The sequence below is a fragment of the Teichococcus wenyumeiae genome (assembly GCF_003696345.1).
GTDB classification, from domain to species: Bacteria; Pseudomonadota; Alphaproteobacteria; order Acetobacterales; family Acetobacteraceae; genus Pseudoroseomonas; species Pseudoroseomonas wenyumeiae.
Window position 1 is genome coordinate 48,857 of the sequence record NZ_RFLX01000013.1, and the last position, 13,173, is coordinate 62,029.

13 protein-coding genes are annotated in these 13,173 nt (G+C 70.0%); 11 read left to right on the forward strand and 2 right to left on the reverse strand.

Going from position 1 to position 13,173, the window contains the following annotated elements; translation table 11 throughout:
- Positions 1-8: 8 nt before the first annotated feature.
- The 6 genes from motA to EBE87_RS16915 are packed head-to-tail and all read left to right on the forward strand — an operon-like array spanning position 9 to position 6,154.
- The gene (gene motA, locus EBE87_RS16890) at positions 9-902 is read left to right on the forward strand and encodes a flagellar motor stator protein MotA (RefSeq protein WP_120640343.1); all 894 of its coding nucleotides are present in this window, start codon (positions 9-11) and stop codon (positions 900-902) included.
- A 4-nt stretch (positions 903-906) separates the two neighbouring features.
- Positions 907-3,351: a hypothetical protein gene (locus EBE87_RS16895; RefSeq protein ID WP_120640342.1), complete on the forward strand. Its 2,445-nt coding sequence runs from the start codon at positions 907-909 to the stop codon at positions 3,349-3,351.
- A gap of 1 nt (position 3,352) precedes the next feature.
- Entirely contained in the window at positions 3,353-4,108 is a 756-nt protein-coding gene (locus tag EBE87_RS16900) for a flagellar hook basal-body protein (protein ID WP_120640341.1), read from the forward strand.
- A gap of 22 nt (positions 4,109-4,130) precedes the next feature.
- Positions 4,131-4,913: a flagellar basal-body rod protein FlgG gene (flgG, locus tag EBE87_RS16905; RefSeq protein ID WP_120640340.1), complete on the forward strand. Its 783-nt coding sequence runs from the start codon at positions 4,131-4,133 to the stop codon at positions 4,911-4,913.
- A 12-nt stretch (positions 4,914-4,925) separates the two neighbouring features.
- Positions 4,926-5,375, forward strand: a complete 450-nt coding sequence (flgA, locus tag EBE87_RS16910) for a flagellar basal body P-ring formation chaperone FlgA (protein ID WP_120640339.1) — start codon at positions 4,926-4,928, stop codon at positions 5,373-5,375.
- Between the two features lie 32 nt (positions 5,376-5,407).
- Positions 5,408-6,154: a flagellar basal body L-ring protein FlgH gene (locus EBE87_RS16915; RefSeq protein WP_120640338.1), complete on the forward strand. Its 747-nt coding sequence runs from the start codon at positions 5,408-5,410 to the stop codon at positions 6,152-6,154.
- On the opposite strand, the gene EBE87_RS29025 is transcribed toward EBE87_RS16915, so the two are convergent.
- Positions 6,148-6,705 (reverse strand): hypothetical protein, encoded by a 558-nt coding sequence (locus EBE87_RS29025; protein ID WP_158611654.1) that lies wholly within the window; start codon positions 6,703-6,705, stop codon positions 6,148-6,150. The two genes, EBE87_RS16915 and EBE87_RS29025, sit on opposite strands and share 7 nt — an antisense overlap.
- A gap of 124 nt (positions 6,706-6,829) precedes the next feature.
- Between EBE87_RS29025 and EBE87_RS16920 the strand changes: the two genes are divergently transcribed.
- The 4 genes from EBE87_RS16920 to EBE87_RS16935 all read left to right on the forward strand — a co-directional run bounded on the left by EBE87_RS16920 (position 6,830) and on the right by EBE87_RS16935 (position 11,995).
- Positions 6,830-7,942: a helix-turn-helix domain-containing protein gene (locus EBE87_RS16920; protein ID WP_158611655.1), complete on the forward strand. Its 1,113-nt coding sequence runs from the start codon at positions 6,830-6,832 to the stop codon at positions 7,940-7,942.
- 255 nt (positions 7,943-8,197) lie between these two features.
- On the forward strand, positions 8,198-8,743 hold the full coding sequence (locus tag EBE87_RS16925; protein ID WP_120640412.1) for a (2Fe-2S)-binding protein: 546 nt from the start codon (positions 8,198-8,200) through the stop codon (positions 8,741-8,743).
- Positions 8,743-9,756: an FAD binding domain-containing protein gene (locus EBE87_RS16930; protein WP_120640413.1), complete on the forward strand. Its 1,014-nt coding sequence runs from the start codon at positions 8,743-8,745 to the stop codon at positions 9,754-9,756. Before EBE87_RS16925 ends, EBE87_RS16930 begins: the two co-directional genes overlap by 1 nt.
- Positions 9,757-9,769: 13 nt before the next feature.
- Entirely contained in the window at positions 9,770-11,995 is a 2,226-nt protein-coding gene (locus tag EBE87_RS16935) for a xanthine dehydrogenase family protein molybdopterin-binding subunit (protein ID WP_120640414.1), read from the forward strand.
- A 191-nt stretch (positions 11,996-12,186) separates the two neighbouring features.
- On the opposite strand, the gene EBE87_RS29030 is transcribed toward EBE87_RS16935, so the two are convergent.
- Positions 12,187-12,336 (reverse strand): hypothetical protein, encoded by a 150-nt coding sequence (locus tag EBE87_RS29030; protein ID WP_158601024.1) that lies wholly within the window; start codon positions 12,334-12,336, stop codon positions 12,187-12,189.
- A 23-nt stretch (positions 12,337-12,359) separates the two neighbouring features.
- Between EBE87_RS29030 and EBE87_RS29755 the strand changes: the two genes are divergently transcribed.
- Positions 12,360-13,169 (forward strand): NF038132 family protein, encoded by an 810-nt coding sequence (locus EBE87_RS29755; protein ID WP_120640418.1) that lies wholly within the window; start codon positions 12,360-12,362, stop codon positions 13,167-13,169.
- Positions 13,170-13,173: the final 4 nt, after the last annotated feature.

Sequence of the window (13,173 nt, forward strand, 5' to 3'; positions counted from 1 at the left end):
CCGCATCGATGATCCAGATCGCCGGAATAATCGGAGTCTTCGTCGCAATCTTTGGCGGCTATCTCATCGCCGGCGGCCATCTCGCCGTGATCCTGGGCGCGCTCGGGCCGGAACTGCTGATCATCGGCGGCTCCGGCGTGATGACCATGTTCATCGCCAATGACGGCGCCGGTGTCGCCAAGGTGCTCAAGTCACTCGCGAAGGTTTTTCAGGGTTCGCGCTGGAAGCGGGTCGATTACAGCGACCTGCTCAGCCTGCTCTACCTGCTGCTGCGGACGCACCAGAAGGAAGGCGCCGCGAAGCTGGAGAAGCATATCGAGAAGCCGGAAAATTCCCCGATTTTCTCACGCTACCCGCGCATCGCCCGCGACCCCGCCGTGGCCGGGCTGGTCTGCGACACCATGCGCACCATCACCCTGAACAACAAGGACCCGCATCTGGTCGGCGAGATGATGGAAGCCACCATCGAGAAGCGCGCGGCGGAGGAGATCAAGCCTGCCAAGGTGCTGCAGACGGTGGCGGATGCCTTCCCGGCGCTGGGCATCGTCGCCGCCGTGCTTGGCATCATCAAGGCACTGGGCGCCATCTCGGAAAGTCCCGAGGTTCTGGGCCATATGATCGGCTCCGCGCTGGTCGGGACCTTTCTGGGTGTCTTCCTGTCCTATGGCCTGGTCGGGCCCATGGCTGCGCGCCTGAAGGGCATTTTCGAGGAGGAGCGGCGGATGCTGGATGTCGCCCGCGCGGTGATCACCAGCTATCTGCAGAACCTTTCGCCACAGATCTGCGTCGAGGTCGGGCGGCAATCGGTGCCGACCAAGCTGCAGCCCAGCTTCGACCAGATGGAAGAGCAGTTGCGCGATGCCGGCCGCGTCAAGACAGACGCCGAAGGCGGCGGGGAGTAAGCCGGTGCGCCGCCCCCTCCTGCTGGCCACCACGCTGCTGACCCAGGTATCGCTCCTGGCACCAGCCGCCCTCGCCCAGCCTGCCCCGGCCGCCGTGGAGACCGCCGCCGTGCGCGTGCGCACCGGCCAGCATGCCGGCCATGGCCGCGTGGTCCTGCATCTGGGCCAGGTGCCGGTCCACTCCATGCGAAAAGCAGAAGGAGGCTTTGAGTTGCGGCTGCGCGGCCGGTATCAGTTCGACCTGTCCGATATCCGCCGCCTGGCCGAGCTGGCAGCCATTGAGCCGCGGCCGGATGGTGCCGACACGCTGCTGCTGCTGCGCGGCAATGCCGATCAGGCCGAGGCCGGTGCCTTCGGCGGCATGCTGTACATCGATCTGCGCGCCGCGCCGGCCAAGCTGGAAGCGGCGCAGCGCAAGCTGCTCGATGACGCGGTGCGGCTGGGCCTGATGAAGCCGGATCAAGCCCAGGCCATGCTCCGCGCCGCGCGCACCGGCGGCATGGAGCAGGCCGCTCCCATTCCATCCAGCGCCACTCCGCCCGCGCCGATGCCGTCGCCGGCCCCGGCTGCCCAGGCCCTGGCGCCGCAGCCCCCTGCCCCGCCTCCTCCCGCTAGCGATCTTGCCGGGCTGCGGGAGGCGGTGATCGCAAAGCTGGCGGTGCTGAATGGCCTGCGCTCGGCCGATACGCTGCCCGCCACGCCTGCCCCGCCTGAAGCCGTGGCGGCGCCTTCGCCTGCCCCCATCCCAGTGGCCACTGCACCCGCTCCCGTGGTGGCCGTGGCCCTTCCGACCTGCGCCGCGCCCTTCTCGCTGTCCGGCTGGCGTGGAGAGGAATCCTTTGCCGATCGCCTGCCGGTTCTGCGCGCCGCCCTGGCCCGCTCCGACCAGGGAGCGGCCGAGGTCGCGGCCCTGGCCGAATTCTATGCCGGGCACCAGCTTTCGCGCGAAGCATTGTCGGTGCTGGAGGCGGCCTCGGCCGAATGGCCCGTCGGTGCCCTGAAGGAGCGGCTGGAGCGGGTGCGCGACGTGGCGCGGCTGCTGCTGGGCCGCCCGATCTCCCCCGCCTCGCCCCTGCTGGCGGAAGCCGGAGACTGTGCGCGGGAAGACCTGCCACTGTGGCGTGCCCTGGCGGCGGCCGTTTCCAGCGATGCCGCCGCCCTGGCCCAGCTGGCCCCCCGCGCCCGCGCCGCCTTGCGCGGCATTCCACAGGACCTGCGGCTGAGCTTCGTGCAGCGCCTGGCGGATGCGGTGGAAAACGACCCGGCCACCCTGCGCGTCCTCCTGGGTGCCGTGCGAGCCGCCACGGGCCTGACGCCGGAACAGGCGGCGGCGCGCAACTGGCAATATGCCCGCCTCGCCCGCCAGGAAGGCAACCGGGCGGATGAGCAGCAGTATCTGGAACAGGCCCTGCGCGGCGGTGGCCGCAGCCTGCCGGAGATCTTTGCCCGGGCCCGGATGGCGGCGCTGAACCTGGGCCGCCCCGGCGCCGAGGGCCGGCGGGCGGAGGCGCAGATCCATGAACTGCTGCGCACCTACCGCCACGACGCGCTGGGTGAGGAAGCGGCCATCGCCTATGCCAGCCGGCTGCTGGAGCAGGGTGCCCTGGGCACTGCCCTGGCGGTGGCCGATGGTGCCAGTCAGGCCTCGGCCCGGCCCGGCGTGGAAAGCCGTGGCGCCCGCCTGGCCGCCACGGCGCTGCGCCGCCTGCTGGCCGATCCCGCGCCTGATGGTCCGCCGCTGCCGCCGCCGGATGAGCGCCTGGGGCTGTTCTGGCAATACGAAGGCTATGCCACCCCGGGCGAGCGCGGCGACGATATCCGCCTGGCCGCCATGCGGCTGCTGCTGCGGCAGGGGCTGGCGGAGGCGGCGCGCGACCTCGGCCAGCAGATCACCCCGGCCACCGCCCGTGCGCCGCAGGCCACCTTGCTGCTGGCGAGTGCCGAGGCGGAGGCGGCGCAGGGCGACCCGCGCCGTGCCCTGGCATTGCTGGCCAGCCTGCCGGTGGAAGACGCCACCCGCCGTGTCGCCGCCAGCGCCCTGGCCCGGCTGGACCGGCTGGAGGACGCGGCGGCGCAGCTCGATGGGCTGCGCGAGGTGGCGGACCTGTCCCGCCGGGCGGAGCTGTTGTTCCAGGCCCGCGCCTGGCGCGCCGCCGGCACCGCTTATGGCGCGCTGTTGCGCGAGCCCTCGCTGCCCGCCGCCGCACGGGCCGATGCCACCGCCCGGCTCGCCAGCGCCGCCACCCTGGCACAAGGCCGTGCCGAGGTACCGGCGGAATTGCTGGCGGCTGAGGGCGCCAGCGCCGCCATGCTGCGCCTCAATGCCTCCGCACGGCCGCCGGGCACCGGCATCACCGGCGTGCGCGAGGCCATCGAGCGCAGCCGGCAGATCGAGGCGCTGCTGCCGCCAGCCGCCCAGAACCCAGCCGCCCAGAACAAGGGGATCTGAGATGGAAGGCCCCAGCATCGTTGGCCTGTCCGGCCAGATGGCGCTTCGCCAGCAACTGGACGTGGTGGCCAACAATGTCGCCAATGCCAGCACCACCGCCTATCGCGGCGACCGCACGCTGTTCCAGTCGCATGTCAGCAGGCTGGATGTGCCGGGGCGCGAGGTCGCCTTCGTGCAGGACCGCGCCACCTATGTGGACACGCGCGCTGGCGCCATCGCCGCCACGGGCAACCCGCTGGATGTGGCCATCGACGGCAATGCCTTTCTGGCGGTGGAGCGGCCGGGCAATGCCGGGCGCGGCTATACCCGCGACGGCAGGCTGCGCGTGGCGCCCGACAATACCCTGGTGGATACCGCCGGACGCCCGGTGCTGGATGAGGGCGGTGGCCATCTGCTGATGCCGGAGCGCTTTTCCGCCGCCGAGATCCGCGCCGATGGCACCGTGCTGGCCACCACCGATGGGCGCTCGGAACAGGTCGGGCGGCTCGGCCTGTTCCAGCCCGGCGACCCGCGCGGCATCCGCAAGGGCGGAGACGGGCTGCTGGAAATCCCGCCGGCGGGTCTGCGCCCGGTGGAGCCGGGGTCGCGCGAGGTGCGGCTGGTGCAGGGGGCGCTCGAATCCTCCTCCGTGCAGCCCATCGCCGAGATCGCCAACCTCACCGCGCTGCAGCGGGCCTATGACAACGTGCAGCGCATCGTCGCTGATGACGACAGCCGAATCCGCAAGATGATCGAGGCGCTGGGGCGCCCGAACTGAGCATCAGGAAGGAGAAACCACCATGCGCGCCATGAGCATCGCGGCCACCGGCATGCAGGCCCAGCAGAGCAATGTCGAAGTCATTGCCAACAACATCGCCAATGTCTCCACCACCGCCTTCTCCCGCCGCAAGGCGGAGTTCCAGGACCTGATCTACCAGTCCTCCGAGCGTGTCGGCTCCTCCTCCTCCGAGGCGGGCACGGTGCTGCCGGTGGGGACGCAGATCGGCCTCGGCACGCGGTCCTCGGCCGTGAACCGCATCACCATCCAGGGCTCGCTGACCGAGACCGGCAACAAGTACGACCTGGCGCTGGAAGGGCGTGGCTATTTCGGCATCACCCTGCCGGATGGCACCGTGGCCTATACCCGCGACGGTTCCTTCAAGCTCTCGCCCGAGGGGCAGATCGTCACCACCGAGGGCTATCCGCTGGAGCCCGCGATCAACGTGCCGCAGGATGCCAAGGACGTCACGATCAACCAGGCCGGCGAGGTGATCGTCACCGAGGCCAATGGCCGGCAGCAGAATGCCGGCCGCGTCGCGCTCTATCTCTTCGCCAATGAGGCGGGGCTGGAAGCCACGGGCGGCAACAAGTTCCTGGAAACCGAGGCCTCCGGCCAGCCCAACCGCGGCCTGCCTTCCGATGAAGGCTATGGCAAGGTGCGGCAGAGCTACCTGGAAGCCTCCAACGTCAATGTGGTGCAGGAGATCACGCAGCTGATCCAGGCGCAGCGGGCCTATGAGATGAATTCCAAGGTCATCGAGGCCAGCGACCAGATGATGCAGACCGCCAACAACGTCCGGTAACGGAGACACGCCATGCGCACATTGCCGATTGGTGCCGCGCTGCTAGTGGCCTCGCTCTGCCACATCCCGCCGGCGGATTCCCGTGAGGTCTGGCACGCCACGCGCGACCTGCAGCCGGGCGACCTGCTGCGGCCGCAGGATATCGACCCGGCGGAGCCGCGCCGGGACAGCCCCGTCTTCATCGAAAGCAGCCAGGACATCGTGGGGCAGGAGGTGAAGCGCCGCATCCGCGCCGGCACCGCCATTCCGCAACGCGCCATCGGTGAGCAGGCGCTGGTGCATGCCAGCGAGCCGGTGCGCGTCTTCTGGAAGGCCGGCGGCATGTCGCTGGAGATGCAGGGCAAGGCGCTGGAGGACGGGCCGCTGGGCGGCGAGATCCGCATCCATAACCCTGGCAGCGGCCGCACCATCCGGGCGCAGGTGGTGGCCGAGGGCACCGCCGAAATCCGCGGCTTGCCCTAAACTGTGCGAAAAATATCCAGAAAGGACGGGGCATGACCATTGCTCGACCGCTGGGCGCCGCGCTGCTGCTGCTCGGCCTCGCCGCCTGCGACAGCTTCGGCCATATCCAGCAGCCGCCGCCCTTCTCGGCGCCCGGTTCGCTGGGCGCCATTCCGCCCGCCACGGAAGCGGACAGCCCGCTGGCCGTGGCGGCTCGCCCGAGGCTGGAAGGCACCGGGCCCACCGCCGTCGGCTCGCTCTGGCGGCCGGGCAGCCGTACCTTCTTCCGCGACCAGCGCGCCCGTACCGTGGGCGACCTGCTGACGGTGGAGATCGAGATCGACGACAGCGCGCAGTTCGACAACAAGACCGACCTCGACCGCGACAGCACGCAGAGCCTGAAGGTGCCGGCGCTCTTCGGCTTGCAGGGCTATCTGTCCCGCGCCTTCGGCGGCAGCACCGACCCGGCGCTGAGCGTCGGCGGCGGCAGCACCGCCAGCGGCGAGGGCAAGGTGCGGCGCAACGAGAAGATCAGGTTGCAGGTGGCGGCCACCGTGGTGCGCGTGCTGGCCAGCGGCAATCTGGAGATCGCCGGTTCCCAGGAAATCCGCGTCAATGACGAGCTGCGGGAATTGCAGCTGCGCGGGCTGGTGCGGCCGGAGGATATCCGCCCGAACAACCGCATCGCTTCCGAGAAGATCGCCGAGGCGCGCATCTCCTACGGCGGGCGCGGCACCTCCTCCGACATGCTGCGGCCGCGCTGGGGGCAGCAGATCATGGACCGGGTGCTGCCTTACTGAGGCGTGAAGCGCGCGGCGGCGGCGTCCAGCGCCGCGCGCAGCTGCTCGGCGGTGCCGGCCTCCAGCCCGCTGGCCAGCAGCAGCGGCGGCGCGCCGTCGCGGCGGTCCTGCAGCAGCCGTGCCTCGGCGGCGCGCTGCCGGGCGGCGATGGCGGCGGCCAAGCCGTGGATGCCGGGGGTGGGCGTCGGCCGCGCCGCTTCCGGCAGCCAGACATGGCGCCGGCCCAGGGTGGACCACGGCAGGCAGTCTCCGGCCAGGGAAAGGCCGCTGGCATCCAGGCGCAGGCTGTGCGGGCTGCGGCCCCGCAGCGCCCGCCACAAGGCCCAGCCGGCCAGCAGCAGCACCAGCAGGGCAAAGCCCGCCGCCGCCAGGGACAGCGGGTCGTGCCGCGCCGGGTTCAGCAGCACCGCCAGACCGGGCAGGCCGAACAGGCCGCCCAGCAGCACCGCCGCGGCCAGGAAGGCCAGCTCGGGCCGGGCGGGGCGGATCTCGATGAGCGTGGCATCGCCCTCGGTGCGGATGGTGAAGCGGCTGCTCTCGGTCCGGGGCATGGGTTTTCGCGGCTGTCCAGCCCAGGCTAGCCTGGATCGGCCGGCGCGGCGAGGCCGCCTTTTCGCTTGCATATCATCAGCCAAGCTCTTGTCATGCCACCCCTCCTTCCGGGATCATCCGGCCATGACCAGCGAACCTCTCTGGGATGAGGAGGCGGCGGAGGCCGACCGCCCGCCCTGGGCCAGCCGCGCTGCCGCCTCCGCCGCTGCGCTGCCGGCGGAGGCGCTGCTGCGGCCTTTGGCGGAAGCGGAAGATGCGCTGTCGCGCCTGGATGCCCTGGCAGGCGCGGCGTCGCCGGCCGTGCAGGCGGGGCTGGCGGCCCGCATGGCGCTGGCGGAGGCGGCCGGCTGGCTGGCGGTCGAGGATATCTGGGTGCATCCGCGCGACTTGGCGCTGCGCGAGGCGCGGCTGACCGGCTCCACCACCGCCGCCCTGCTGGGGGAGCGGCTTGCCGCCGTGCTGCCGGCCACCTTGCAGGAAGCCGAGGCGGCGCCAGCCGAGGCACCGGGCGATGCTGCCATCGAGCAGGCACTGGCCCTGGCCCGGCTGCTGCGCCGGCTGGCGACGCTGCAGACCGTCGACCCGCTGGATTCCGCCGAAAGCTTTGGGCTGGCCCTGGGCTTATTGGGCGCGGCGCAATGGCCGGCCGTCTCCGCCGTGCCGGGGGTGCCGGCGCCGGATTTCGGCCAATGGCGCACCCGCTTTCTGCAGGCCGGGGAGGATGCGCCGGCCTTGCTGGCCGCCGCGCGTGGCGCCAGCACCTGGGCGCGGCAGGCCGGCGAAGCGGAGCCCGCCCGGCCGGCCGCCGTGCAGGCCCTGCTGGTGGCGGCGGTGCTGGCCAAGCGGCGGGGGCGGCTGCGGTATGTGCTGCTGCCCTTCTGGTGCGCCTTCACGGGCCGCATGGCGCGGCAGCGGCCACGCCTGCACGACGCTGACTGGCCGGCCATCTTCCTGGCTGAGGTGGCCGAGGCCGCCCGGCGTGGCCTGTCGGAGCTGGACCGGCTGAATGCCGCCGCCGACCGCGCCGCCGCGCTGGCCGCCACCGAGCGCCGCCACGGCCAGGCTGGCAAGGCTGCGGAGATCGCCTTGCGCCAGCCGGTCGTAACAGCGGCCGGGCTGGCGCAGCAGCTCGGCGCCACGCCGCAGGGTGCCCTGCTGATCATCAAGCGGCTGATGGCGGCGGGCGTCCTGCGCGAGGCCACGGGGCGGGCGAGCTTCCGGGCCTTCGTGGTGTGACGCGGGGGCCGCGCGTGCCAGCGGCCCCCCTGGTGCCCCTTCCTGATGATTGGACCGGCGGCGTTGGCAACGCGGTGGCCCGCGTTGCCGTTCGGAAATTCCACCATCGGACTCCAACCTGGGGCGGCTGCCCCGCGTTAACGGCGGTGAACCGCTAGCCGGGCCCTGCCCGCCCGGCATGATCAATGCGGCCGAAAGCCACCTCAGGCGCGCTGCCCCGCGTCCGGCTTGCGGCTGCCTGCACAGGATGTCACCATGCCTGGAATCTCTGCTTCCCCTGGACAACTCGCCTCGGCTGCCGCCCTGCCGGTCAGCAGGCCGGCCGACGGCATCCCCATCACCCTCACCATCAACGGCACCCGGCGCCAACTGGCGGTGCAGCCCTGGACCACCCTGCTGGACCTGCTGCGGGAGGAGCTGAACCTCACCGGCACCAAGAAGGGCTGCGACCATGGCCAGTGCGGCGCCTGCACGGTGTTGCTGGACGGGCAGCGGATCAATTCCTGCCTCGCCCTGGCGGTGACCAAGGATGGTGCCGAGGTCACCACCATCGAGGGCCTGGCGAAGGCCGACGGCAGCTTGCATCCTCTGCAAGAGGCCTTTGTGGAGCACGATGCTTTCCAATGCGGCTATTGCACGCCGGGGCAGATCTGCTCCGCCGTGGGGCTGCTGCGGGAAGGCCATGCCCATAACGCCGATGAGATCCGGGAGCTGATGAGCGGCAATATCTGCCGCTGCGGCGCCTATCCCAATATTGTCGCGGCCATCGAGCAGGTGCGCCAGGATGGGGGGGCGGCCTGATGGAACGCTTTTCCTACCATCGCCCCTCCGGCCTGGACGAAGCGGTGCGCGCCGTCGGTCCCCATGGCAAGTTCATCGCCGGCGGCACCAATCTTGTCGACCTGATGAAATACGATGTGGAGCGGCCCAACCGGCTGGTGGATGTCGCGCGCATCCCTGGCCTCGACCGCATCGAGCCGCTGCCGGATGGCGGCCTGCGCATCGGCGCCTTGGTCAGCAACTCAGCCCTGGCTTACGATGAGCGGGTGCAGCGGGATTACCCGCTGCTGTCCCGCGCCATCCTGTCCGGTGCCAGCCCGCAGTTGCGCAATGCGGCGACCACGGGCGGCAATCTGCTGCAACGCACCCGCTGCTACTACTTCTATGATGCCGGCACGCCCTGCAACAAGCGCGAGCCTGGCACCGGCTGCCCGGCCAGAACCGGCCGCAACCGCATCCATGCCATCCTCGGCACCAGCGAGCACTGCATCGCCACGCATCCCTCCGACATGTGCGTGGCGCTGGCGGCGCTGGAGGCGGTGGTGCGGGTTTCCGGCCCCGGTGGCGAGCGCGCCATTCCCATGGCCGAGTTCCACCGCCTGCCGGGCGACCGGCCGGAGATCGACACCACTCTGGCGCCGGACGAGATCGTCACCGCCGTGGACCTGCCGGCCCCGCGCTTCCCGCGCCACTTCACCTATCTGAAGCTGCGGGACCGGCTCTCCTATGCCTTCGCGCTGGTCTCGGTCGCCGTGGGGCTGGAGATGGAGGGCGAGACGGTGCGCGACGCCCGCATCGCCCTGGGCGGCGTGGCGCACAAGCCCTGGCGGGTGCCGGCGGCGGAGGCGCTGCTGCGCGGCCGCACCGCAGGCAAGGAGGCCTTCGGCGAGGCGGCGGCGGCGCTGCTGCAAGGCGCGCGCGGCTTTGGCGACAACGACTTCAAGATCGAGCTCGCGCGCCGCGCCATCAACCGCGCGCTGGCGCAGGCCGCCGCGGGCAAGCCGCAGAGCGTGGCCGACAAGCGCATTGCCTGAGGAGGAGCGGAGCATGACTTATATCGGCACCCCGCGCAGCCGCGTCGACGGCCGCGCCAAGGTTACCGGCGCCGCCCGCTATGCCGGCGAATTCACCGCGCCGGATCTGGCGCATGGCTATATCGTATCCTCCGCCGTGGCGAAGGGCCGCGTGCTCTCGGTCGAGACCGAGGCGGCGCGGGCGCTCCCCGGCGTGCTGGAGGTCTTCACGCATGAGAACCGCCCCGGCACCGCCTGGCTCAGCGGCAATTACCAGGATGAGGTGGCGCCGCCGGGCGCGCCCTTCCGGCCGCTCTACGACAGCCAGATCCAGTTCAGCGGCCAGCCGGTCGCGCTGGTGGTGGCGGAGGATTTCGACACGGCACGGGACGCGGCCTCGTTGATCCGCGTCACCTACGAGGCCTATCCGCACCAGACGGACCTGCATGTGCAGCGCGCCAAGGCCTATGTGCCCAGTAAGAAGCGCGACGGCATCGACCCGCCGCCGCCGCCGCGCGGCGATGCCGATGCGGCGCTGGCGGCGGCACCGGTGAGTGTGCGGCAGGAATACAGCATCGCGCCCGAGCACCATAATCCGATGGAGCCGCATGCCAGCACGGTGATCTGGGAGGGCGAGGGCAAGATCACCGTCCATGACAAGATCCAGGGCGCGCAGAACAGCCACAACTACATCACCAATGTCTTTGGCCTGGCCAAGGAGAATGTGCGGGTGCTCTCGCCCTATGTGGGCGGCGCCTTCGGCTCCGGGCTGCGGCCGCATCACCAGCTCGCGCTGGCGGTGATGGCCTCCCTGGCGCTGAAGCGCTCGGTGCGGGTCTCGCTGACGCGGGACCAGATGTTCGCCCTGGGCTACCGCCCCATGACGATCAATACCATGGCCCTGGGCGCCGATGCCGATGGCGGGCTGCGCGCGGTGCAGCACGAGGCGGTGGCCAGCACCTCAACCTACGAGGATTATCAGGAGGCCGTGGTCAACTGGTCCGGCCTCGCCTACCGCTGCGACAATGTGAAGCTGGGCTACAAGCTGGCGCAGCTCGATGCGGTGACGCCACTCGACATGCGCGCGCCGGGCGCGCCTTTGGGCATGTTCGCACTGGAATCGGCGATGGACGAGCTGTCCTACAAGCTCAAGATGGACCCGCTCGAGCTGCGGCTGCGCAACTATGCCGAGATCGACGGCAATACCGGCCATCCCTTCACCAGCAAGGAACTGCGCGCCGCCTATCGCCAGGGCGCGGAGCGCTTCGGCTGGTCTCGCCGCAATCCCGAGCCGCGCTCCATGAAGGAAGGGCGGGAGTTGATCGGCTGGGGCATGGCCACCGGCATCTGGGAAGCGCAGATGCAGCAGACCAGCGCCCGCGCCACGCTGATGCCGGATGGCACGCTGGAGGTGGCGACGGCCACGGCCGATATCGGCACCGGCACCTATACCATCCTGGCGCAGATCGCCGCCGATGCGATGGGCCTGGCGATGGAGCAGGTGATGGTGCGGATCGGCGATTCCTCGCTGCCGACCTCACCGGTGGAAGGCGGGTCCTGGACCGCCGCCTCGGCCGGCTCGGCGGTGCAGGCGGTCTGCTACAAGCTGCGGGACGAACTGCTGAACCACGCGCGCAGCATGCCGGACTCGCCGCTGGCCAATGCCAGCCTGCAGCATGTCACCTTCACCGAAGGCCGCATCGCCTTGCGGAGCGACCCCGCGCGTTTCGTGACCTATTCGGATGCGATGCGCGCCGGCGGCCACCGGATGCTGTCGCTGGAACAAACCACCAGCCCCGATCCCAATGTGCAGAAAACCTATTCCTCCTACACCCATGCCGCGGTTTTCGTGGAGGTGCGGGTGGATGAGGAACTGGGCGTGATGCGCGTCACACGCGTGGTCGATGCCGTGGCGGCGGGGAAGATCCTGAACCCCAAGACGGCGCGCAGCCAGATCATCGGCGGCGTGGTCTGGGGCATCGGCATGGCGCTGGAGGAGGAAACCTTCACGGACCATGCGCTGGGCCGCTTCATGAACCACAATCTGGCCGAGTATCACGTGCCGGTGAATGCCGACATTCACGAGATCGACGTCATCTTCGTGGAGGAAGAGGACGACAAGACCAGCCCGCTGGGCGTGAAGGGTCTGGGCGAGATCGGCATTGTCGGCACGGCGGCGGCCATCGCCAATGCCGTCTTCCATGCCACGGGAAAGCGTATCCGTGATCTGCCGATCACCATCGACAAGGTGATCGGCTGAGGCCTTGCGGCGGCCTTGTGCGGGCCGCCGCGTTCCAATGCTGGACTGTGCTCCATCAGAGGCTGATGGCAGCAAAGCCCGGCGGTTGAACGGAACCGCCCCAGATCGGACATCATGTCCTTTCTCGCATCCCCCAAGTGTCGGTACCGTGACACTTGCAGATGAAAGCAGAGCTTGGCCTTTGGAAATCTTTACACCTGCGCAAAAACTTTCGCTTCAAGAACAAAATAAGCTGTTGTTCTGAAAAAGATTTCGATCAGTGGAATGCCTTTTGCAGACAGCATGAGCCAGGCGGCGCCAAGGTGGCCTGCCCTCGTTGCACCGCGCATGCGGCGCGACATCCGTTCAAAGGACCTGGTTCATGATGAAGCTTGGAGCGCATGCGGTCGGCGCTTTATTGTTGACTTCCCTCGCACTTGCTCCCCTTGGAATATCGAATGCCGAGGCGGCCGTGATTCCCGCAGGCTGGTCCTGCCTCGGGACCTGCGGCACCTCCGGAGCCGATGGCGTGGTCACCGCTCCGCCGGTCGGTGGCAGCGACTATCAGTGGGTCTCCACGGCAGGCGGCGTCAACAATGGTGGCGCGCTGGTCGGCGTCGGCGGCGCCGGCAACACCACCACGGGTTCGCGCCTTACCAGCACGCTCTTCACCGCCGAGGCCGGAGATCCGCTGAAGTTCTTCTTCAACTATGTGACGTCGGATGGCGCCGGATACGCCGATTACGGCTGGGCACGGCTGCTCGATTCCAGCATGAACCAGGTCGCGCTGCTCTTCACCGCGCGCACCCGGCAAGCCGGCAACATCGTGCCTGGCATCGACATGCCGGAGCCGGCCGCGACCCTCACCCCCACCTCGGTGGAGATCATCCCGAACCGGACCACCTGGTCCCCGCTCCAGGACAGCTCCGGCACCTGCTACGCCAGCGGCTGCGGCAACACGGGCTGGATCGAGTCCCTGTTCACCATCGCCAGCGCCGGCAGCTATTACCTGCAGGTTGGCGCGACCAACTGGACCGACACCGCCTTTCAGTCAGGCCTGGCCGTGGCCGGCCTGACCGTGGCGGGTGAGCCGGTGGGCCCTGAGCCGGTGCCGGTGCCCGAGCCCTCTTCCATCGCGCTGATGGGCATGGGCCTGGCCGGCCTGCTGGCCGCCCGCCGCCGTCGCCAGGGCTGATCCT

What these genes read in the sequence shown, in the direction of transcription:
- motA (WP_120640343.1), top strand. Translation starts at nt 9, where the DNA reads ATGATCCAGATCGCCGGAATAATCGGAGTCTTCGTCGCAATCTTTGGC.
- EBE87_RS16900 (WP_120640341.1), top strand. Translation starts at nt 3,353, where the DNA reads ATGGAAGGCCCCAGCATCGTTGGCCTGTCCGGCCAGATGGCGCTTCGC.
- flgG (WP_120640340.1), top strand. Translation starts at nt 4,131, where the DNA reads ATGCGCGCCATGAGCATCGCGGCCACCGGCATGCAGGCCCAGCAGAGC.
- flgA (WP_120640339.1), top strand. Translation starts at nt 4,926, where the DNA reads ATGCGCACATTGCCGATTGGTGCCGCGCTGCTAGTGGCCTCGCTCTGC.
- EBE87_RS16915 (WP_120640338.1), top strand. Translation starts at nt 5,408, where the DNA reads ATGACCATTGCTCGACCGCTGGGCGCCGCGCTGCTGCTGCTCGGCCTC.
- EBE87_RS29025 (WP_158611654.1), bottom strand. Translation starts at nt 6,705, where the DNA reads ATGCCCCGGACCGAGAGCAGCCGCTTCACCATCCGCACCGAGGGCGAT.
- EBE87_RS16920 (WP_158611655.1), top strand. Translation starts at nt 6,830, where the DNA reads ATGACCAGCGAACCTCTCTGGGATGAGGAGGCGGCGGAGGCCGACCGC.
- EBE87_RS16925 (WP_120640412.1), top strand. Translation starts at nt 8,198, where the DNA reads ATGCCTGGAATCTCTGCTTCCCCTGGACAACTCGCCTCGGCTGCCGCC.
- EBE87_RS16930 (WP_120640413.1), top strand. Translation starts at nt 8,743, where the DNA reads ATGGAACGCTTTTCCTACCATCGCCCCTCCGGCCTGGACGAAGCGGTG.
- EBE87_RS16935 (WP_120640414.1), top strand. Translation starts at nt 9,770, where the DNA reads ATGACTTATATCGGCACCCCGCGCAGCCGCGTCGACGGCCGCGCCAAG.
- EBE87_RS29030 (WP_158601024.1), bottom strand. Translation starts at nt 12,336, where the DNA reads ATGTCGCGCCGCATGCGCGGTGCAACGAGGGCAGGCCACCTTGGCGCC.
- EBE87_RS29755 (WP_120640418.1), top strand. Translation starts at nt 12,360, where the DNA reads ATGAAGCTTGGAGCGCATGCGGTCGGCGCTTTATTGTTGACTTCCCTC.